10 protein-coding genes are annotated in these 21,775 nt (G+C 70.5%); 2 read left to right on the forward strand and 8 right to left on the reverse strand.

Annotated elements, in window-relative coordinates:
• Positions 1-16 precede the first annotated feature (16 nt).
• From B8W67_RS01280 to B8W67_RS21200, 3 genes are read right to left on the reverse strand one after another with little or no spacing between them, the layout of a single operon-like run.
• On the reverse strand, positions 17-1,015 hold the full coding sequence (locus B8W67_RS01280) for an NAD-dependent epimerase/dehydratase family protein (protein WP_085301932.1): 999 nt from the start codon (positions 1,013-1,015) through the stop codon (positions 17-19).
• Between the two features lie 6 nt (positions 1,016-1,021).
• Positions 1,022-6,406 carry a non-ribosomal peptide synthetase gene (locus tag B8W67_RS01285; protein ID WP_085301934.1) on the reverse strand — a complete coding sequence of 1,795 codons (5,385 nt, stop codon included), beginning with the start codon at positions 6,404-6,406 and terminating at the stop codon, positions 1,022-1,024.
• Positions 6,403-14,085 (reverse strand): type I polyketide synthase, encoded by a 7,683-nt coding sequence (locus B8W67_RS21200; protein WP_085301936.1) that lies wholly within the window; start codon positions 14,083-14,085, stop codon positions 6,403-6,405. Before B8W67_RS21200 ends, B8W67_RS01285 begins: the two co-directional genes overlap by 4 nt.
• A 253-nt stretch (positions 14,086-14,338) precedes the next feature.
• Here B8W67_RS21200 and B8W67_RS01295 point away from each other — a divergent pair, with 253 nt between their 5' ends.
• Positions 14,339-14,992, forward strand: coding sequence for a helix-turn-helix transcriptional regulator (locus B8W67_RS01295; protein ID WP_069392436.1), 654 nt, complete (start codon positions 14,339-14,341; stop codon positions 14,990-14,992).
• A 109-nt stretch (positions 14,993-15,101) separates the two neighbouring features.
• Here B8W67_RS01295 and B8W67_RS01300 read toward each other — a convergent pair whose 3' ends face one another.
• The 4 genes from B8W67_RS01300 to B8W67_RS01315 form a co-directional block, all read right to left on the reverse strand.
• The gene (locus B8W67_RS01300) at positions 15,102-15,983 is read right to left on the reverse strand and encodes a universal stress protein (RefSeq protein WP_085301938.1); all 882 of its coding nucleotides are present in this window, start codon (positions 15,981-15,983) and stop codon (positions 15,102-15,104) included.
• 51 nt (positions 15,984-16,034) lie between these two features.
• Positions 16,035-17,510, reverse strand: coding sequence for a cytochrome P450 (locus B8W67_RS01305; protein ID WP_085301940.1), 1,476 nt, complete (start codon positions 17,508-17,510; stop codon positions 16,035-16,037).
• Between the two features lie 110 nt (positions 17,511-17,620).
• The gene (locus tag B8W67_RS01310; RefSeq protein ID WP_085301942.1) at positions 17,621-19,174 is read right to left on the reverse strand and encodes a serine/threonine-protein kinase; all 1,554 of its coding nucleotides are present in this window, start codon (positions 19,172-19,174) and stop codon (positions 17,621-17,623) included.
• A 148-nt stretch (positions 19,175-19,322) separates the two neighbouring features.
• Positions 19,323-19,952, reverse strand: a complete 630-nt coding sequence (locus B8W67_RS01315) for an SAM-dependent methyltransferase (RefSeq protein WP_085301944.1) — start codon at positions 19,950-19,952, stop codon at positions 19,323-19,325.
• Positions 19,953-20,040: 88 nt separating this feature from the next.
• On the opposite strand from B8W67_RS01315, the gene B8W67_RS01320 reads away from it, so the two are divergent.
• On the forward strand, positions 20,041-20,880 hold the full coding sequence (locus B8W67_RS01320; RefSeq protein ID WP_085301946.1) for an SDR family NAD(P)-dependent oxidoreductase: 840 nt from the start codon (positions 20,041-20,043) through the stop codon (positions 20,878-20,880).
• Here B8W67_RS01320 and B8W67_RS01325 read toward each other — a convergent pair.
• Complete coding sequence (locus B8W67_RS01325) at positions 20,877-21,758, reverse strand: NYN domain-containing protein (protein ID WP_069392442.1); 882 nt, start codon at positions 21,756-21,758, stop codon at positions 20,877-20,879. The genes B8W67_RS01320 and B8W67_RS01325 overlap by 4 nt on opposite strands.
• Between the last annotated feature and the right edge of the window lie 17 nt (positions 21,759-21,775).

Below are 21,775 nucleotides of genomic sequence, written 5' to 3' on the forward strand. Positions count from 1 at the left end.
ACGGGCACCCCAGCGCTCAGCGCGGCGCCGGCACCAGACCCTCGGCGGCATACCAGCGGTAGGCCTCGCTGATCGCGGTCGCGAACGGTGTGCACGGCACCCCCAGTTCGGTGCGCGCCTTGGTGCCGTCGGCGTAGATGCCGTAGCCGGACAGGCGCATCTGCTTGGCGTCGATCGGCAACCGCGGGCCGATCACCGTGCGCACCGCGGCCACCGCCCCGGCGGCCACCGGAATGATCCAGCGCGGCAACGTCACCGCCGGCGGCGGGGAGCCCACCATCTCGCACACGGTGCTGAACGCGTCGTGAAACGTCAGGTTCTGCCCGGCCAGGATGTAGCGCTCGCCGACCCTCCCACACTCGGCCGCGCCGAGGTGACCGGCCACCACATCGGTGGTCGACACGAAGTTGGTGCCCCCGGGTGCGGCCACCCGCAGCCGCCCCTGGGCGGCCTGCACCACCATCGCCGCGGCGATCCGGTTCACATCGCGCGGACCGATCACCACCGACGGGTTGACGGTCACCGCCGGCAGCCCGGCGGCGACCGCGCGGGCCACCTCCGCTTCGGCCAGCCACTTGCTGTGCCCGTAGGGAAACCGGCGCGGTGCCAGGTTGAACGCATCGGTCTCGAGAAGTTGGTGCCCCGGTGGCGGGACCCCCAGTGCGGCAATGGAGCTGGTGTAGACGAATCGGGTGACCCCGGCGCGCAGGGCGGCCGCAGCCATCGTGCGGGTACCGATCACGTTGGTGCGGTAAAGCTGCTCGCGGCCGCGGTAGCGCCAATAGTCGGAGATCGCGGCGGTGTGGAACACCCAGTCGCAGTCAGTCATCGACTCGGCGAGACGGTGTTCATCATCGAGAACGTCGCCGATGACACCCTCATAGGTCAGACCCTGCAGTGCTGCCGGTGACGACGATGCCCGGTGCAGCACCCGTACCTGCACACCGCGGTCGATCAGGCCGGCGACCAGGTTGGCTCCGACGAATCCCGTACCGCCGGTGACGAACGCCCGCATCGCGCCTCAGAACCGGTAGGTGGTGCAGCCGACCTCGACCCCGGAGCCGACGGTGATGATCAACCCGAGATCGCCGGGGGCGACCAGATTGTGGCGGCGGACGTGGTCGATCGCGTACGGCAGCGACGAGGTGAACAGATCGGTGTCGGAGGCCACCCCGACGAACCGCGACCGCGGGATGTCGATGCGGGCGGCCAACTCACCGAGGGCGGCACCCGGCAAATGCGGGGGCAGCACCACCGCGATGTCGGCGGGTTCCAGCCCGTCGGCCGTCAGCAGTTGCTTGACCGCCGACGGGATGCAACTGGTGTACACCGCCGCGAGGTCGGGGTCGCGGTCGATGCGCAGCCAGGTTCGTCCGTCGCGCTGCTGGGTGTAAGTGGTCAATGCCTCGCGGTACTCCGGGTGGTGGTCGAAGACGAAGCGGCCGAAGCCTTCCCCGTCGGGGTCGGCGTTGCCGCTGAGCAGCAGCGCCGATCCGGTCTCGGCGATCCCGTACAGCGGGTAGCCGCTCTCGGGGGTGTTGTTCTCGATCTCCGACGCCAGCACCATCGCATGGCCGGTGCGGCCCGCAGCGATCATCCCGGCCGCGACGTGGCAGGCGTTGAGGAAACCGACCGCACCGTTGAGCACATCGAACGCCAGCGTCGTCGGCTCGGCGGCGGAGTGGATGTCGCCGTTGATGTCCAGTTCCCCGGCGACCAGCGCCGCCACCGCGGGCTCGGAGAGGAAATCGTCGCGGTAGATCCCGGCGTGGATCATCAGCCCGACCGCTTGGGGGGCCACCTCGGCGCGGTCCAGGCAGGCCCGGGCGGCGGCGACCGCCGCACCGATCGACGATGTGGCCGCCGGGTCGACCGCCGGCGCCAATCCGACACTGTCGATACGCACCCGCGGTGTCGCCGGCAGGTCTCGGCGGTCCGCGCTGCGGCGAGTGCTGCGGGCCGGGGGCCTCGGCCCCCCGGAATCGGCGGCCAGACGCAGTCGGTCGGGCAGGTCGTCGAAGGTGTACAGCGCGGTGCCCACGGTCTGACCGGAGCCGGTGATCGAGAACACCACGTTGTCGCCGGAGTTGATCCGGTTGGCGGCGATGCTGTCGGCCAACGCCACGAAATGGCTGGTAGTCGCGGTGTTTCCGCGTTCGGCAAGGTTGTAGATGGTGTTGCCCCGATGGGCTGCGCCGGCACCGAAGACACGGTTGATGGCACCGACCGCGTCGTTGATCGACGACTCCGACGTCTGGTGCATCAGCAGGTGGTCGATGGTGTCGGGCCGCCAACCATGGCGCCCCATCACCTCGGCGACGTAGGGCACCGAATGTTTCACCGCCACCGCGGTCTGGGTGACCGAATCGGTGACCATGATCGCCCCGCCGTGCGGGCCGTCGGTGGCCTTGGCGATGCAGAGTTTCGCGTAGCGGCTCAGAGTGGCCATGTCGAGGTCACGGAACCCGACCCGGTCGCCGGTGGCGCGCTCGAGCACCACCGCGGCCCCCGCGTCACCGAGAGTCAGGCAGGCCAGCCGCGGATCCATCGGGCCGGCGATCTCGCGCTGGGCGGTCTCGGTGAGATGGCTGATGTACTCGCCGCTGACCACCAGCGCCGACCGGATCAGCCCGGTGGCCAAGAACGCGTCGGCGACATCGATGCCGGTGAACATGCCCGCGCAAGCGTTGTTGATGTCGAACGCCACTGCGTGGGAGAGCCCGCAGACATCGCGGAGTCGGGCGGCGGTGCTGGGTTCGAAGCTGAACATGTGGCCCGGACCGTCGCAACGGGAGATGTTGCAGGCGATGATCAAGTCGATGTCTTCGGGCAGGTAAGTCGACCGGGAAAGCGCTTGTGCTGCGGCGCTGCGCGCCAGATCGATCGCGTACTCGCCGTCACCGGCCATCCGGCGGTTTTTGATTCCGGTCAGCCGCTCCAACGGAATCCGCACCTCGTTGCGGCACCCGGCGAGGACCGTCTCGGTGGCCACCACCCGCGGCGGTAGGTACACCCCCAGGCTCTCGATCACCGTGGGGTGCGCGCGCGCCGCGGTGCGCGGCGCGGCGACCGGGGCCGCCTGTGCGGCCGTGGGTGCCGCCGGGGCTGCCCCGGTGGCCGCGGGGACCACCTCCGTGGCGTCGGGGAGCGGCCCGAACTCGGCGGCCAGTTCGGCGATGGTGCCGTAGACGAACAGTGATTCCGGCCGCAGCGCCAACCCGTGATCTCCGGCCTGCATCGCCACCTCCAACGCCTGGGTGGAGGCGCCGCCGAGGGAGAAGAAGTCGTCGGTGACCCCGACGCGGTCCACGTCGAGCACCGACCGCCAGATCTCGGCGAGCACCTGCTCGGTCCGGGTGCGCGGGGCGATGTATTCGGCCAGCGTCAACGGCGCGGCCGCATCGGCGGCGGCCAGCGCCCGCCGGTCCACCTTGCCGCTGGAGGTCAACGGCAGCGCGTCGGTGACCCGGAACACCGCCGGAATCATCGCCGCGGGAAGCAATTCGAGCAGGAACCGGCGCAGTTCGCCGGTGCCCGGGGCCGCCGCACCGGCGGGGACGACGTGCGCCACCAGCAGGGTGGCGCCGTGGCCGTCGCGGGCGGCGACCACGGCGGCGTCGGCGATGCCGGGGTGACGGGTCAGCGCGGCCTCCACCTCGCCGGGCTCGATGCGGAACCCGCGGACCTTCACCTGGTTGTCGATACGTCCCAGGTACTCGATGTTGCCGTCGGCGCGGTAGCGGGCGCGATCCCCGGTGCGGTAGAGCCGGGCACCGGGGTTCGCGGAGAACGGGTCCGGGCGAAACGCGGCCGCGGTCAACTCCGGCCGGTCCAGGTAGCCGCGGCCCACCGCCACCCCGCCGATGAACAGCTCGCCGGCCACCCCGACCGGCACCGGCTGCCCGTGAGCGTCGAGCAGGTGGATGGTGGCGTTGGCGATCGGTCGGCCGATCGGGATCACCTGCTCGTCCACACCGCGCCGGCAGTGATAGTGGGTGACGTCGATGGCCGCCTCGGTGGGGCCGTAGAGGTTGTAGAGCTCGGCGCCGAGGGCGGCGAAGAAATCGTCACGCAGGTCTGCGGGGAGAACCTCGCCGCTGCAGAACACCCGACGCAGGCCGACGCATTCGGTCGCATCCGGTTCGGCGAGGAACCGGCGCAGCATCGACGGCACGAAATGGATTGTGGTGATGGCGTTGTCGACGATGGTGCGCACCAGGTAGGCGGCGTCCTTGTGGCCCTCCGGTTTGGCGATGACCAATCCGGCGCCGGTGATCAACGGCCAGAAGATCTCCCACATCGACGGGTCGAAGCTCAACGGGGTCTTGTGCAGAACCCGGTCCGCTTCGGTCAACGGATAGGCCGACTGCATCCACCGCAGCCGGTTGGTGATGCCGCTGTGCGCGTTGAGTGCGCCCTTGGGGGTTCCGGTCGACCCGGAGGTGTAGATGACGTAGGCCAGGTTGTCGGCACCGACCCCGGTGACCGGTGCGGTCTCGGCGGTGAGCGCGGAGATCGCCGGGGCGTCCAGGCAGAGCCGCGCGCCGGTGAACTCGGGGGGCAGCTGCCCCAGGTGCCGACGGTCGGTGAGGCAGGCCGGGGCGTCGGCGATGTCGTCGAGCATCGCCGCGATCCGGTGGGCCGGTTGCGCCGGATCCACCGGCACGAACGCACCGCCGGCCTTGAGCACCGCCAGCAGCGCCACCACCAGTTCCACCGAGCGGTCCAGCAGCACCGGCACCACCACGTCGGGGCCGACCCCGAGCTGGTGCAGCCGGTGGGCGAGCCCGTTGGCGCGACGCTCCAGCTCGCCGTAGCTCAGGGTGTGGTCGCCGCAGCGGGCCGCGAGCGACTCGGGGCGGCGCGCGGCGGTGGCGGCAACCAGCTCGTGCAGGCAGTGCCCGGCGTCGTCGGGTGGCGCAGCGGTGTCGTTGAACTGCCCCAGCTGTCGCTGCTCATCGGCGGTGAGCAACGGCAACGCCGAGACCTTGGTGTCGGGGTCGGCGGCGATCCCGGCGAGCAGGGTGGTGAAATGCCCGGCCATCCTCTCGATGGTGGCCGCGTCGAAGAGGTCGGTGTTGAACTGCAGGGCGGCTTCGAGGACCCGCCGGTCGTCGGGGCCGTGCTCACCCATCTGCATGGTCACGTCGAACGGGGCGCCGCCCTGCCCGATGTGTACGGTCTCCAGCGGCAGTTGCCCGGGGACGGCCCGGGTCTCGGCGGTCTCGGCGGTATCGGCAGGATGGTCGGTGAAGTTGCGGGTCTGTTCCCAGGCGAACGACACCTGGAACACCGGGGTGCGGCCCGCGTCGCGGGGTGGGCGCAGCCGCTCGACCAACAGCGGGAACGGGTAGTCCTGGTGGGCGATCGCGCCGAGCACCGTGTCCTTGACCTGGGCCAGCAGCGCGCGAAACGTCGGGTCGTCACCGACATCGACCCGCAACGCCACCGGGTTGGCCAGATAGCCGACCAGTCCGGTCACCCCGGCACGGTCCCGGCAGGCGAACGGCGAGCCGATGATCAGGTCGTCAGCACCGCTGTAACGGGCGAGCAGCGCGGCGTAGGCGGCCAGCAGCGTCATGTACGGAGTGGCGCCGGCGGCGCGCCCCGCGTCCTTGAGTGCGGCCGTGGTTGCGGCGTCGATCGAGAATCGGTGCAGCGCACCGCGGTAGGTCTGCACGGCCGGTCGGGGCCGGTCGGTGGGCAGCTGCAGGGTGGGCAGATCCCCGGCCAGCCGCTGACGCCAGTAGGACCACAGCCGCTGCCCGTCCTCACCGTCGAGCCTGCGCGCCTGATCCTCGGCGTAGTCGACGTAACGCTCGGCGGGCAGCGGGGGCACCGGACCGCCGTGTTCGGCGGCGTAGAGACGGCGCAGCTCGTCGAGAATGATGTCGATCGACCAGAAGTCGACCGCGATGTGGTGCACCGCCAGCACCAGGATGTGTTCCTCGGGGCCGCGCCGCAGCAGGGTCAGGCGCAACACCGGTCCGGTGTACAGGTCGAAGGGGCGGTCGGTTTCACGGCGGATCCAGCTGTGCACCTCCGCCGGGTCGGTGCCGATGTCGTGGTGGGCGATGCGTACCGGCCACGACGGGTGCACCAGCTGGCACGGTTGGCGATCCCGCTCGGTGTAGGTGGTGCGCAACATCGGGTGCCGGTCGACCAGCGCCTGGGCGGCGCGCTCGAGTGCCGCGGTGTCGAGGACGCCGCTGATCCGACCGGCGTAGACCACGGTGTAGGCGGCGCTGTCGGGGGCGAGCTGGTGGACGAACCACAGCGAGCGCTGGCCTTGCGACAGAGGGTGTTCACTGGCGGAGCGCTCGGCCTTCTGCATCAACAGGCGCGCCAGCAGCGCGCGTTTCGCCTCCGGGGTGAGCGCGGAAACGTCGATCGGGGTGTCGGTCATCGGTGTTCCTCATTCGCAGGCAGGTTCCGGGGGGCCGCAGTGGAGAGGACGTCCCGGAGCAACTCGTCCACGGCGTCATCGGAGAGATCGCCTACCTGGGCCAACAGGTCCATGTCCGGCGTCGGGGCCGGGGCTGCCGGGGCACCGGGTTCGGCGGCGGGGGGCGGGGCACCGAGATCGCCGGGCAATTGAGTGCTGAGCCAGTCGGCCAACGCCCGCACGCTCGGCCCGTCGAGCAGTCGGGCCACCGGAACCACGACACCGAGTTCGCGTTCCACCTGGATGCGCAGCTCCAAGGTGATCAGCGAATCCACGCCGAGGTTGTTCAGCGGTGCGTCGAGGTCCAGCCGCGCGGGGGCCAGCCCCAGCTTGGCTGCCGTCAGATCCCGCAAGTAGGTCTCGATGACTTCCCGGCGTCGATCCGGATCGGCGTCGCGCAACCGCAGGCGCAGATCCCCGGCGGCCGCGGGCGGGGCGGCCGGCGCGGCATCGCGCAGCGCGGTGAGCATCGGGATGGTGGAACCGGGACGCCACTGCGCCCAGTCGATGTCGAGCACCGCTACCTGGGTGGCCGAACGCGGCAGCAACACCGCCAGCGCCCGCAGCGAGTCGGTCGCAGTCAGCGCGTGGACCCCGTAGTGGCTGAAATGCCGGTGCAGTTCGGAGCGGGTGAAGAACCCCAGATCGGCCCACGGCCCCCAATTGACGGCCAGCGCCGGCAGACCCAGAGACCGGCGGTGCCAGGCCAGCGCGTCGCAGAAAGCGTTGGCCGCACCGTAGTTCGCCGCCCCGGGGGAGCCCAGCACGGAGGCCGCCGAGGAGAACAGCACGAAGAAATCCAACTCGGTTCCGGCGGTCGCGGTGTGCAGGTTCCAGGCGCCGTCGACCTTCGGGGCCATCACCGCCCGCAGGTCGGAGGTCTGGAGGCGGTCGAGGATCGCGTCGGCGACGGTGCCGGCAGCGTGCACCACCCCGCGCAGGGGCGGCATCCCCGCCGCGGCCGTCTCGGCCACAACGGCTTTCACCTCGTCGATGCGGGTGACGTCGGCGGCGACCACCTGCACCTGCGCGCCGGTGGCTTCCAGTGCCGCGATCGCGTCGCGGGCTGAGGGCCCCGGCGCGCTGCGCCCCGTCAACAGCAGGTGCCGTGCGCCGCGTTCCACCAGCCATTCGGCGACCACCAACCCGACCGCACCCAGTCCGCCGGTGATGAGATAGGTCGCATCATCACGAATGTCGGTGATCGTCGGATGGTCGGCCACGGTCACCGCGAGTCGCTCGGAGTCGACGTCGTCGTAGCCGATCAGGCGTCCCACATAGCGGCGGTAGCCGTGCAGCACCACCTCGGTTTCGGCGGAGTCCGCCCACAGCTCACCGAACAGGGCGCGCAACTCCTGGGCGCCGGGGTCGGCGGACAAATCGACCAGGGTGCAGCGCAATTCGGGATGCTCGTGGTCGACGGTGCGTCCCAATCCCCACACCGGGGCCTGGGCGACGGCGACCGCGGCGGCGGGCTCGTCGTCGGTGACCTGTACCCCGCCGGTGACCAGCCACAGCCGCGGCGGTACGGGCCAGTCGGCGCGGGAGAGCGCTTGCACCAGGTGCACGACGCTGGCGGTGCCGACAGTCGCGGCGTCCTGCAAACCGGACAGCGTGGTGTCTCGCGTCGGACATGCCAGCAGGTTCCACAGGTGGACCACGGCACGCACCGGCGGGCGCTGCTCGGCGGCGAGAATGTCGACGAGGACGCGGAACTGCTCGGGGCGGGCGGGATCGAGATGGAACGTGTCGGCGGTGGGCCGTGCCACGGCGTCGAGTCCGGGGACGGCGGCGACGAACACACCGGACTGCCCGTGGGCCTCGAGGTAATCACGCAGCGTGTCCTCGACGGTCGCGCCGTCACCGAAGATCAGCCAGCTGCCGGCGGGCGCCGCGGGCTCCGCGCCGTCGGATTCGGGTGTGATCGACGCCGGCTGCCAGTGCAGTTGGTACAGCCGGTCGCGCAGATCGACCGGCAGCGGCGGCAGCGCCGGGGTCAACCGCTGTAGGCGCAGCCCGGCGGCGCGCACCACCACCGCACCGTTGTCGTCGAGCAGGGTGACCTCGCCGGTGGGCACGGCGGCGTCGGTCAAGACGGCATGGCACCAGGCGACGTCGGCCAGTGTTCCGGTCTTGTCGATCGCCTCGATCCCGGAGGCCACGAAGATCCCGGCCTCGGCGCCGGGCAGCGTCGCGGCCAGCACCCGCACACAGGCGTCGACCACGGCCGCGGCGTCCATGTCGTCGACCGTGCAGCGTTGCGCGCCGGGGCCCAGACGGGCCAGCGCCTCACCGTCGCGGCGCCACAGCGTGGTCACCACGCGCAGCGCCGACCCGTAGTGCAGTCCCGCGTCGTCGAGTTCGTCGTAGAACCGGTCGCCGTCGACCTCGCTGGCGCAGCGCCCCCGCACGACGTCGAGGGGGCCGGTGGCGTCAGCGGCGACGGCCGGTGGCGCGGTGGCGACGGTGCCGTGCGCCAGGCGCGACCAACTCCGCGGGTGCGTCGCGCCGGCCGTGTGATCGGCGGTGTAGCAGTCGAAGCTCACCGCGGTGGCGGGGTCGCCGCGCAGCACCACCTGCAGGGTCTGTCCGGCGGCGTCGTGCAGCGCCCACGGCCGGTCGAAGACCACGTCGCGCACCGTCCGCTGTGCGCGCCCGAACGTCCGGGTGATCGCGACGAGCGCGAGCCGCAGCACCAACGCGGCCGGTGCCACGGTGGTGCCGTTGATCCGGTGCCCGGCCAGTGCCGGCAGCGCCTCGGTGCCCACGGACACCTCGGCGATCACGGTGTCGGGGTGGGCCGCCGAGTGCAGCGGGCCGACCCACGCCAGCCCCGTCTCGGCGGGTCGCGCGGGGGCCGCGCCTGCCGGGGTGGGCAGCGCGCCGGCGTCGAGCCAGGCCCGCACATGCTGCCAGGGATAGGTCGGGGCGGGGATGGGGCGCGACCCCGCCGGGAACACCTGCCGCCAGGCGATCGGCTGGCCGAGGGTGTACAGGGCGCTCAGTGACCCCAGGGCGGCGGCCCGACCGAGCTGGCCGCTGTCCTCGCGGCGCAACGACGGCAGCACCGTGCACGGCGTGTCGAGATGCGCGGCGTCCTCGCGCACCCCGATCAGCAGGATCGGATGCGGGCTGATCTCGACGACGGTGTCGTGGCCGGACCGCAGCAGATCCTGCACCACCGGGGAGAACCGCACCGGGCGGCGCAGGTTGTCCACCCAGTAGTCGGCGTCGAGGGGGCGGTCGGTGAGCAGGCCCCCGGTGACCGTCGAATAGAACGGAACGGTCGGTGCGGTCGGGGTCAGATCGGCCAGCGCAGCGCGCAGATCGATGGTGAGCGACTGCATCTGGGGACTGTGAGAGGCCACGTCGACGTCGATCCAGCGGCAGAACCGGTCCCGGCGTTCCAGTTCGGCCATCAGGTTGGCCAACACCGGCTGAGCCCCGGATAGCACCGTGGAGCGGTGGCTGTTGTGCGCCGCGACCGCCACATGGTCGGTGTGCCCGGCGATGAGCTCGCCGGCCTCGGCCTCGGTGAGCTCGGTCAGCACCATGGTGCCCTGCCCCCGCACCCGGCGCAGCAGCCGGGCCCGTGTGGCGATCACCCGCGCGGCGTCGTCGAGTGTGAGCGCACCGGCCACGTGCGCGGCGGCCACCTCGCCCATGCTGTGCCCGACGACGGCGGCGGGATGCACTCCCCAGGAGCGCCACAGTGCCGCCAGCGCCACCTGGATCGCGAAGATCGCCGGCTGGATCACCCCGATATCGCCCAGCGGCGTGCCGCTGTGCTGACCGACACCGGTCATCTCGGTGATCACCGACATCCCCAGGTGGGGTTGCAGCGCCTGGTCACACGCCAGCAGCGCCTCGGCGAACACCGGCTCCTGCTCGTGGAGCCGCCGACCCATGCCCAGCCACTGCGAGCCCTGCCCGGAGAACACGAACGTCACCGTCGGCGCCCGGCCGGGCCGCCGGCGCCCGACCGACAGTCCCGGGCGCTCCTCGTGCTGGCGGTACGCGGCCAGGGCTTCGAACATCGCCGACTGGGAGTCGCCGACGACGCACAGTCGGTAGTCGTGGTGGCCGCGCCGTGCTCCGGCGGTGTAACACAGATCGCCCAGCGGCGCCCCGGTCACCAATTGCATCTCGTACTCGCCGACGAGCGCGTCGAGCGCCTCCGGTGATCGCGCCGACAACGCCAGCAGTTCCGGGCGGGATGCCGCGGCGGCGGGAGTGGCCCGCACCTGCGGCGCCTCGGTGAGAACGACGTGGGCGTTGGTGCCACCGAAACCGAACGAACTGACCCCGGCGACAGCGCGACCGGTGTCCTCCGGCCACGCGGTCAGGGTGTCCACCACCTGCAGCGGCAGCTCCGCGAACGGGATGTGCGGGTTGGGGTCGGTGAAGTGCAGGCTGGCCGGGATCTGCCGATGCCGCAGCGCCAGAGCCACTTTGATCAGTCCGGCCACCCCGGCGGCCGCCTCCAGGTGCCCGATGTTGGTCTTGACCGACCCGACCAGGCAGCGGTCGCCGTCGCGACGCCCGGCGGCGAGCACCGCGCCCAACGCCTTGGCCTCGATCGCGTCCCCCAGGGCGGTGCCGGTGCCGTGCGCCTCGACGTAGCCGACCGCCGCCGGGGCGATGCCCGCGCGCCGGTAGGCCTCTTTCAGCACGGCCTCCTGCGCTGCGGCGCTGGGGGCGATGAGTCCGTTGGTGCGCCCGTCGGAGTTGGTCGCACTGCCCCGGATCACCGCGTAGATCGGGTCGTTGTCGGCGATGGCCCGGCTCAGCGGCTTGAGCACGACCACCCCGGCGCCTTCACCGCGGACATAGCCGTCAGCGTCGGCGGCGAAGGTCTTGCAGTGCCCGTCGGCGGCCATCACCCGCGCCTTGGTGAAGTTGATCATCAGCGCCGGCGACAGGATCACGTTGACCCCGGCGGCCACCGCCATCGTGCACTCGCCGTCGCGCAGGCTGCGGCAAGCCAGATCGACCGCCACCAGCGACGACGAGCAGGCCGTGTCGACCGCCAGCGACGGGCCGTGGAAGTCGAACATGTAGGACAGCCGGTTGGCGGCGATGCTCAACGCGTTGCCGGTGCCGGTGTAGGCGTCGACAAGTTGGGGCTGCCCCAACCGCAGGGCGCCGTAGTCGTTGGTGGCGATACCGACGAACACCCCGGTGCGTGAGCCGGCCAGATCCTCGGGAACCTGCCCGGCGTCCTCGAGTGCCTCCCACGCCACCTCCAGCAGCAGTCGCTGCTGGGGATCCATCTGGTCGGCTTCGCGGGGGGAGATCCCGAAGAACGCCGCGTCGAACTGGTCGACCCCGCGCAGGAACCCGCCGTCGCGGGTGACCGCGGTGCCCGGCACCGCAGGGTCCGGGTTGTAGAACGCATCCGCGTCCCACCGGTCGGCGGGAACCCGGCCGACCGCATCGACCCCGCCGGTCAGCAACTGCCAGAAGGCATCCGGGCCGTCGGCGCCGGGGAAGCGGCAGCCGATCCCCACGATCGCGACCGGTTCGTCGCGCGGCGCGGCAGGCTGGTCGCCGGCCGTGGCCGCGGGTTCGTCGTCGGCACCGGCGAGGTGACGGGAGAGGATGTCGATGCTCGGGTATTCGTAGGCGATCGTCGGGGTCAGCTCGGTGCCCAGCCACTGCTCCAAGGCGGTGGACAACCGGACGGCGTGCACCGAGTCCAGCCCGTAGTAGGCGAACGGCTGGCTCGTGTCGATCTCGGCGGCCGGCACCTCCACCTCCGCGGCGAGCCGCGCGATCAGCCACTGGCGGATCTCGGTCACGCTGCGCGGTCCCGCGGCGGCCGTCGCCGGGGCGGGTTCGGCGCCTGCCTCGACGGTGTCGGCCACCGGCGACGGGCTCGCCGCCTGCCAGGCGGTGACCACGGGCAGGGTGTGATCGAGGTACTGCCGGCGTGCGGCGTGACGTTGGATCTTGCCGCTGGAGGTGGTGGGAAGCTGCAGCGGTTGGGCGAGCACCACCGCGTGGGTGCGAACCTGATGTGTGGTGGTGACCGCGGTACGGATCCGGTCGATGAGCGTGTCGAGTTCGGCCGCACCGAGCCGGCTGGGGTCGACCTCCTGGACCACGACAAGCTGTTCACCGCCACCGGATTCCGGGGTGACCGCGAAGACCGCGCCCCGGCCGCGCAGCAACGCCGGGTCGCAGTCCTGCACGGTCAACTCGATGTCGTTCGGGTAGTGGTTGGTGCCGCGGATGATGATGAGGTCTTTGCTTCTCCCGGTGACGAACAGTTCGCCGTCGTGAAGGAAACCCAGATCCCCGGTGCGTAGGAACGGGCCTTCGCCGGTGTCGGCGAGGCGGGCACCGAACGTCTCGGCGGACTGCTCGGGCCGACCCCAATAGCCGCGGGCGACGCTGGGCCCGTGCACCCAGATCTCACCGACGTGGCCGGACGGGCACTGCCGGTGGGTCTGCGGATCGACGATGACAACCCGCTGCCCGCCCTGCGGACGGCCGCAGCCCACCAACGGTGTGGCGGCCGGGTCGTCGGACGCGATGACGACGATCCGGTTGTCGCGCAACGCGACCCGATCGACATCGAGAACCATCGGCTGCGGGGATTCGGAATCTCCGGAGACCAGCAGGGTGCCCTCGGCGAGGCCGTAGACCGGGTAGTAGGCCTCGGGACGGAATCCCGCCGGCGCGAACGCCGCGGCGAAATCACGCAGGGTGGCCGGACGCACCGGCTCGGCGCCGCACATCGCGACCGACCACGAGGACAGGTCCAGGGCGGCCCGCTGCTCCGGTGTGGTGAGTTCCACGCACATGTCGAAGGCGAAGTTGGGTGCGGCGGTGATCGTGGCCCGGTGCCGAGAGATGGCCTCCAGCCAGCGCAGTGGACCCTTGATGAAGGCGGTCGGTGACATCAGCACCGAACTGCCGCCGACGTAGAGGGTTTCCAGGATCCCCCCGATCAGACCCATATCGTGGAACGGCGGCAGCCAGAACACCCCGACGGCGTGGTCGTCACCGTTCCAGGTCTGCCGGATGGTCTCCAGGTTGTGCATCAGGTTGGCGTGGCTGAGCATCACCCCTTTGGGGGTGCTGGTCGATCCGGAGGTGTACTGCACCATCGCGATCGTGTCGGGGTCCAACGTGGGTGTGTCCCAGCGATCTTCGTCGCCGTCGGACGCATCGGTGACACACCAGTGCAACGCCCGTTCACCGGTCAGCAGCGCATCGACGGTGGGAGCGATCCGCGGGTGCAGCTCCCCGACGGTCAGCGCGAACCGCGGCTCGACGTCGGCGACGATCGACGCCACCCGCGGCACCAGGTGCTCACGCATCGGTGGATGCACCGGAACGGCGATCGCCCCGGCGTACAGACAGCCGAACAGTCCGGCGATGAAATCCAGCCCCGGCGGGCAGAGCACCAGAACCCGTTCCCCGACGGTGCCCTGCTGCTGCAGGTTCGCCGCGATACGCCGGGCCTGAGTGTCCAACTCCCGATAGGTTATTTCGGTGCTGTGTTGTTCCTCACCGTCACGGGAGAACGAAAAAGCCACCCGATCGGGATAACGGGCGGCTTGGCGAAGCAACAGATCCGGCAGCGTGCGGGCGATGGGAGTGACGGTGACGGGCGCGAATTCGTCTGCCATCGTTACTCCCTCACCCAGCCACAGTGCTGACTCGTCAGAACAGGAACAGAAACCCTGATTGTGCTGTGTCACTGCTGATCACGCTGATTTACTCCCGGCGGGCAATTCCGGGAGAAAAGAGCTCGATCAGCGTGGGCTGCGACACGATCACGTTGAGGTAAATGCACCCCTTCAGTGCTCTTAGAGAAATCTCATATTTAGACTGCTCTGAACGCTCTATTTTGTCAATATTTGTTGGTGTTAGATTGGCTACGTGAACCCGACAGGAGATGACCTGGCCGGGATCGCCGAGTTGAGCAGCCTTGACGACCCGGTCCGCCGCCGGCTCTACGACTATGTCGCCGCGCGGCCGGCGCCGGTGACGCGCGACGGCGCCGCCGCCGCGGTGGGTGTCGGTCGCTCACTGGTCGCCTACCACCTGGACAAGTTGGTCGACGCCAGGATCCTGGCTGTCAGCTACGAACATCGTTCCGATCGGCGCGGACCGGGGGCGGGGCGCCCGGCGAAGTACTATTCGCTGGCCCGCGAGGAACTGTCGGTCAGCGTGCCGCCCCGCAGCTACGGACTGTTGGCGGCGCTGCTGGCCGAGGCCGTCGCGGCCGACGGGACCGGCGCGGTCGGCGCTGCGGTCGCCGGTGCGGCCCGCCGCTACGGCAGCGACAACGCGGCCGGCGGTGATCTGATCGAGGCGCTCGGCGGTTACGGCTATCAACCGGTGCCGGGCGACGACGGAGTGATCACGCTGCGCAACTGTCCGTTTGACCGCATCGCCACCGAACACCCGGAATTGGTCTGCGAACTCAACCTGCAGCTGATCCAGGGCATGCTCGAAGCGCTCGGTGAGGACACCGGGTGTGCGACGCTGGCGCCCGCCACCGGCCGATGCTGCGTCGTCCTGCGTTCCTGATCGGTACGACCTGCCGGCCACGGCGGCCGGGCTGTTCTCGGCACCGCAGTGTGCCGGTGGGCTTACGTCGAACCGTATTTCGCCAAGGCCGTCGACGGATGAGCCGAGTTCATTTGCGCGCCACAATGACCGGGGCCGGTGACGTCTGTGCGACCGCTGCGCTGACCGACCCCAGCAGCATTCCGGTGAACCCGCCCCGGCCATGGCTGCCAACCACCACCAGCTGGGCCGACTCGGCCAACGCGATCAGGTGCGCGGTGGGCTGGTGAGGTTCGACGACCCGGCGCACCACCACATCGGGGTAGTGCTCCTGCCACCCGGCGAGCCGCTCGGCCAGGGTGAGCTCCGCGTCGGGGCGGATGGCCGGCCAATCGAATTCGACGTAGTCGAGAACCTCGGCATCGCTCCAGGCGTGCAGTGCGACCAATTCGACGCCACGGCGTGCCGCCTCCTCGAACGCCAGCGCCGTGGCGACCTCCGAAACCGGTGAGCCGTCCACGCCGAGCACCACCGGCAGAGCGGACCGTTCGGCCGCCGACGCTGCGTCGGCGTGGATCACCGCGACCGGACACTGCGCATGATGCAACACCCCGGTGCTGACCGACCCGAGCAGCAACCGGCGCAGCAACCCGGTGCCGCGCCGGCCCACCACCAGCATCAGCGCGTCGGCGGACACCTGCACCAGGGTGGGCACCGGGGCGGCGAAGAACACCTGGGAGTGGATCTGCGGGCGCGGCCCGCCACCCCGATCGATCTCCGCCAGCGCCTCGTCGATGACGCGCTGTGCGCCCTGCCGTTGGCGCAGGCTCGGCTCATCGGGCACCGCGGCGACCGGACCGCCGACCGCCAGCAGATTCCACGGCGGGGTGTCGATGACGTGGACGACGGTCAGCGGCACACCGCGGTCGGCGGCCTCGCCCGCGGCCCAGCGCACCGCCGCGCGTGAGGACGCCGACCCGTCGAACCCGACCACGATGCCGCCCTGTGTCACCGGAGGTGTTCCCTTCCTCGAGGCGCGCCCACCGACGCGCCCGGGTCGACGCTACAGCCGGCGCAGCACGATCGGCATGCCGTCCATGGGAACGGGCATGCCCCCGTAGTCCCAGTGCGCGCGGTAACCGGGGTGGGCCAACTCCACGCGGTACCGGCGCAACAGCCGGTGCAGCACCGTCTTGATCTCCATCCGGGCGTAGACCATCCCGATGCACTTGTGGGCGCCACCGCCGAACGGCGCCCACGCATACCGGTGCTTCTTGTGCTCCTCGCGCGGCGGCAGGAACCGGTCGGGGTCGAACCGCTCGGGATCGCGGTAGAGCTCGGGCAGCCGGTGATTCATCCCCGGCCAGGTCATCACCAGGGTGCCGGCCGGCAGGTAATGGCCGAGAAGATCGGTGTCGCGCACGGTCTCTCGGGCATTCAGCGGCAGCGGGGTGACCAGCCGCAGCGACTCGTTCATCACCAGGTCCAGCGTCGTCAGACTCTCCAATGCGTCCATGTCCAGGGGGCCGTCGCCGAGCTGCGCGGACTCCGAACGGGCCCGCTCCTGCCAGTGCGGATGGGCAGCCAAGTGGTAGGTCATGGTGCTCAACGTCGACGTGGTGGTGTCATGGGCGGCCATCATGAGAAAGATCATGTGGTTGACGATGTCGCGGTCGCTGAAGGTGTTGCCGTCCTCGTCGGCGGCGCGGCAGAGCACCGAGACCATGTCGGTGCCGTCGGTGCCGCGCCGTTCGGCGACACGCTGGGTGAAGTAGTCCTCCAACACCCGCCGCCCCCGCAGCCCGCGCCACCATTTGAACGGCGGCACGCTGGTGCGGATGATCGCGCCGCCGGCGCGCGTGGTCTGTTCGAACGCGTGGTTCACCGCGTTGACGAGCTTGCGATCACCGCGCAGGTCCTGGCCCATGAACACCACCGACGCCACATCGAGGGTGAGTTCCTTGACGGCCGGGTAGAACAGGAACCGCGGATCATCGGTGGGCCAATCGCTGACCAGTGCGCTGGCCACCCGGTCCATCTCGGTCACATACCCCGCGATCCGGGGCCGGGTGAACGCCTCCTGCATGATCCGCTTGTGGTGCAGGTGCTCATCGAAGTCGAGCAGCAGCAGCCCGCGCGGAAAGAACGGGCCGATGACCTTGACCCACCCCGAGGTCGAGTAGTCCTTCTGCTTGTTGGCGAAAATGGTCTGGGTGGCGTCGGGGCCGGTGGCGACGACGGAGGGCAGCACCGGGGAGTCGGCGAAGAACACCGGGCCGTGGGTGCGGTACAGATGCATTGGGTAATCCGGTCCCTGGCGGACGGCTTCGATGGTGTGGCCGATGATCGGCAACCCGCCGTCGCCGACCACCGGACGCAACCCGCTGCCCGGCGGGGGTTCGGCGAGCACCCTGCGCTTCCACTCCCGGTCGACCAGGCGCTTTTCCAACGCTCCCATTCCGGGGATGGTGTTCACCGTCGGCGTCACCCGCCGCCTGACCCGGTCCACGAGGTAGTGCGGGGTGCTGACGGTGGTCATGACGCCTCCCTCACCGTGACGCGGCACCGCGACACGCGATTGTGAACTGCGACACACTCATGGTCGGGTGGGAGTTGACAGATGTCAAGGATGCTCGGGCCGGGCGCGGCTCAGTTGTAGGCGGTGCTGCCCTCGACCGGCCGGGTGGTGCTGACGATCTTGGCGACACAGTGGTCACGGTCGAAACCCTGCTGGCGACACCACATCAGCGCCCCGGCCGAATCCGGGAACGTCACCCCGGCCACGGTCACCCAGTAATCCGGGGCGGAGAACGTCGACCAGTCGCCCGACCACAACAGCCGTGCCCCCGGGTAGCGCTGGCGCAGCATCAGGTGCTCCCGCAGGGTCATGGTGTCGTCCCACACCACGCCGTCGTCGACGACGCCGGGCCGTTTGGAGCTCAGCTGCGGCACCCACCGGTCGGTGATCATGACGCGCACGTACGGAAGGTCCGATTCGGCGACGTAGCGCAGCCGGTCGCCGCTTGTCTCCGGTGCGGTCCCGACCAGCGGGGGAGCCGCGGTGGCCGGCGGCGGCGCGGCGGCGGTGATCGTCGTGGTCGAGGTGACCGGCCGCTGCTGGGCGGTGGTGGTTGTCGGGCTCGGGGTCGGACGGGTCGGGCTCGGGTAGGGCGGTGTCGGCTGCGCGACCAGCGACCGGGGGGCCTCGGCGGGCCCGCCGGGATCACGGTTGATCATCAACCCGATGATCACCCCCATCGCGCCGAGCAGCAGCGCGGCGGCCAACCCCACCGCGACCGGCAGGATCCACCGCCCGGGCCGGTCGGTGCTCACCGCGGACGTGGCGGCCACCGTCGCCGCGGTCGACGCCGGTGCGCCCGGGGCGGCGGCCAGCAGCGTATCGGCCTGGGTGAAGCCGGTCGCGGTCCCGGCGAGGGCGCGCTGGGCGGCCCGACCCAGTGCTGCGGCGCTGCCGTAACGGTCGTCGGGTTCTTTGGCCATGCCGCGGGCCACCACGACGTCGAGGGCGGCGGGCACCGCCGGGTTGAGCTCACTGGGACGCGGCGGCACACCGCGCAGATGCCCGGCCATCACCGACTCCAGACTGGTCCCGGGAAACGGCGCCACACCGGTCAGTGCCTCGTGCAGCACGCACGCCAACGCGTAGATGTCGGCCGCCGGTGTGGTCGGAGCATCGGAGAACCGTTCCGGGCTCATGTAGGCGATGCTGCCGATCTGGGTTCCGGTCACCGTCAACCGGGTGTCGTCTTTGCCTTCGGCCAGCCCGAAATCCACCAGGTAGGCGAAGTCGGACGCGGTGACGATGATGTTCTGCGGTTTGACGTCGCGGTGCACCACACCCTCGGTGTGGGCGGCGTCGAGCGCCTCGGCGACCTGACCGACCAGGGCGACCGCGCGATCCGGGGACAGCGGCCCGGCGGCGATCAGCTCGTGCAGGGTGTGGCCGTGCACGAGCCGCATGTCGATGTAGAGCCGGCCGTCGGTCTCGCCCCAGTCGTGGATCGGGATGATGTGCGGCTCCTGCAGGATCGCGGCGGCATGCGACTCGCGCTGAAACCGGGTGCGGAACCGGTCATCTCCGGAGAACTGTTCGGCGAGGATCTTCAGCGCGACGGTGCGGTGCTTCTCGGTGTCTTCGGCCTCCCACACCTGGCCCATCCCGCCCTCACCGAGCAACTCCATGAGCCGGTATTTACCGAACGTGCGGCCACCCTGCGTCTTTGCCGTCGCCACCTGCGTCTCCTTCGACAACCGCAGTATGCACCGCGGCACCGACAACCGCGCCGGGATAGCGGAAGCCTGCGGGGCGGCGCGTGCCGGGAGGCCGGGTTCAGCCGACGCGGCGCAGCACGATCACGTTGTCGGTGAGGGTGGCCGGGTCCCCGGCGGGGCTCACCGCGTCACGGACGCGGGCCTCGGCGCGCACCCGCTGCCAGCGCGCATTGTCCAACGCCAACGCGGCCAGCACCTCATCGACGGTGTCGAAGTGATGCTCGTGGTGATCCGGCGCCCAGGAGGGGGCGGCGGCGTGATCGACGATCAGCAACACCCCGCCGTCGGCGACAGCACCGGCGGCACGACCCAGGATCGCGGCGCGGTCCAGCTCCACCGGCGCGTGCAGAAACTGCGCCGACACCAGATCGAAGGTCCCCTCGGGAAAACTCTGAGACAGATCGTGGCGCTCAAAACGGATGCGTGATGCCATGTTTCGTTCTTCGGCGAAAGCCTGGGCACGCTGCAGCGCGGTCGCGGAAATGTCGACGGCCACCACCTGCCAGCCCTGCTCGGCGAGCCACACCGCATCCGCGCCTTCACCGCAACCCAAATCCAGCGCGCGGCCCGGCGTCAGCTCAGCCGCCTCGGCGACGAGCTGAGCGTTTGCGCGGCCACTCCACGTGCGTTCCGTCTCGCCGTAGAACTGTTCCCAGAACGCGCGCGGCTCCTCGGTCGGTTCGCTCACATCCCCACCTCCAGATCGCGTCGGATACGGGCACCGGCGCGCCGGTGTCGACTGGCAGCGACCGCGCCGAGCCGCCTATCGTTCCTTCATGGCCGGCTCAAGCAAACCACGCGAGCGGGCGCTGGTCACCGGCGCTTCCTCGGGCATCGGCGCGGCGTTCGCCGAAGAACTCGCCGAGCGCGGACACGACCTGGTGTTGGTGGCGCGTCGCGCCGATCGCCTCGAGGGTCTCGCCGGGCGCCTCGCCGAGACCCACGCCATCGAGGCCGAGGTGCTCGTCGCCGACCTCTCGGTGCCCACCGAGACCGCCGCCGTTGCCGCCCGGTTCGGCGCCGGCGACATCGGCTTGCTGATCAACAACGCCGGCATCAGCGGGTTCGGCCCGTTCGATCAGACCGGCCCGGCGCTGCTGGCCCGCGTCGTCGAGGTCAACGTGTCCGCACCGACCGCGCTGGCCCGGGCCGCGGTTCCGGCGATGCTGGGACGCGGCGGCGGGGCGATCATCAACGTCGCGTCGGTGCTGGCGTTCTCCGGTGGGGTGCCGCCGGCGGCGCCGATGCCGCACCGAGCGGTCTATGCGGCCACCAAGGGCTACATCGTGACCTTGAGCCGGGTGCTGGCCGCCGAGCTGGCCGACACCACCGTGCGGGTGCAGGCGCTGTGCCCGGGGCTGACCGCCACCGAATTCCACCTCAGCGACGGCAGCACCCCGGTGCCCGGTGCCCGGGAACAGGTGCACGACGACGGCGGCATGCCGGCCGGCGACGTGGTGACCGCCTCGCTGCTCGCCTTGGAGCGGGGGGAGACGGTCTGCATTCCGGGGCTGGCGAACCCCACCGCGCTCGACGATCTGGCCAGCGCGGAGGCGGTCATCCGCACCGCCGCCGGCGCTGGGCTCGCCGAGCGCTACCGGCGCAATCGCGGTTAACCGCGCAACCGCACCATCCGGGTGGTGGAACTCTCGTCGAGTTCCACCAGCTTGGAGCGGGAACGCAGGAAATCGCTGAACGATTTGAACCCCAGCGACTTCTCACTGAACGACGGGTCCATCCGCTTCATCTGCGCTTTGACCGCCGAGTTGTGCAACCAGTCGACGTCGTCCTTCTCCGAGCCGATCTGCAGCGCCCGGGTCAACAGCCGGGTGGCGTCCTCCTGCGGATCGGGACCGGCGTCCTCGGGTTCCAGATCCGCCTCGCCGTCGGCGTCCTCGGCGTCCTCGGCATCCTTGTCGGTGGCCTTGTCCACCGGGGCCAGCGGCGGCACCCCGGGCACCGCGTCGTAGCTGACGAAGTCGTCGCAGGCCGCAGCCAGTGCACGGCTGGTCGCCCCGGCCACCCCGATGCCGACCACATAGCGGCCCAACCGTTTACACCGCTGCGCCAAGGGGATGTAGTCGGAGTCGCCGGCCACGATCACCACATGGGTCAGATCCGGCAGCCGGAACATGTCCTCGACGGCGTCGACCGCCAGCCGGATGTCGGCGGCGTTCTTGCCGTAGGCGGCGGCCGGGAACAGCTGCACCAGATCGACCGCGCGCCCCACCAGCTGGTGGCGGTAGCCGACGTTGACCTCCGCCGACCAGTCCGCGTAGGCGCGGGTGAGCACCAGGGTGCCGAACGAGGAGGCGTAGTCGATGATCGCGCCGACGTCGATGGTGGCCCGCGCCAGCCGCTCGGTGAACTTGTCCAGGCCCTTGGCCCGGTCACGCTGAAACGAGTTGCGTCCGTTGACCTGGTCGTAGCGGGAGATCACGATGTTGTCGAAGTCGAGGTAGACCGCCACCCGGGTGTCGCCGGTTTCCGTCATGGCACCAGTGTGGTCTA

Source organism: Mycolicibacillus koreensis, assembly GCF_002104795.1.
In the GTDB taxonomy this organism is placed as follows: Bacteria; Actinomycetota; Actinomycetes; order Mycobacteriales; family Mycobacteriaceae; genus Mycobacterium; species Mycobacterium koreense.

Bases quoted from the DNA above. Each gene is read 5' to 3' on its own strand.
- B8W67_RS01280 (WP_085301932.1), bottom strand. From the start codon at position 1,015: ATGCGGGCGTTCGTCACCGGCGGTACGGGATTCGTCGGAGCCAACCTG.
- B8W67_RS01285 (WP_085301934.1), bottom strand. From the start codon at position 6,406: ATGACCGACACCCCGATCGACGTTTCCGCGCTCACCCCGGAGGCGAAA.
- B8W67_RS21200 (WP_085301936.1), bottom strand. From the start codon at position 14,085: ATGGCAGACGAATTCGCGCCCGTCACCGTCACTCCCATCGCCCGCACG.
- B8W67_RS01305 (WP_085301940.1), bottom strand. From the start codon at position 17,510: ATGACCACCGTCAGCACCCCGCACTACCTCGTGGACCGGGTCAGGCGG.
- B8W67_RS01310 (WP_085301942.1), bottom strand. From the start codon at position 19,174: ATGGAGTTGCTCGGTGAGGGCGGGATGGGCCAGGTGTGGGAGGCCGAA.
- B8W67_RS01320 (WP_085301946.1), top strand. From the start codon at position 20,041: ATGGCCGGCTCAAGCAAACCACGCGAGCGGGCGCTGGTCACCGGCGCT.
- B8W67_RS01325 (WP_069392442.1), bottom strand. From the start codon at position 21,758: ATGACGGAAACCGGCGACACCCGGGTGGCGGTCTACCTCGACTTCGAC.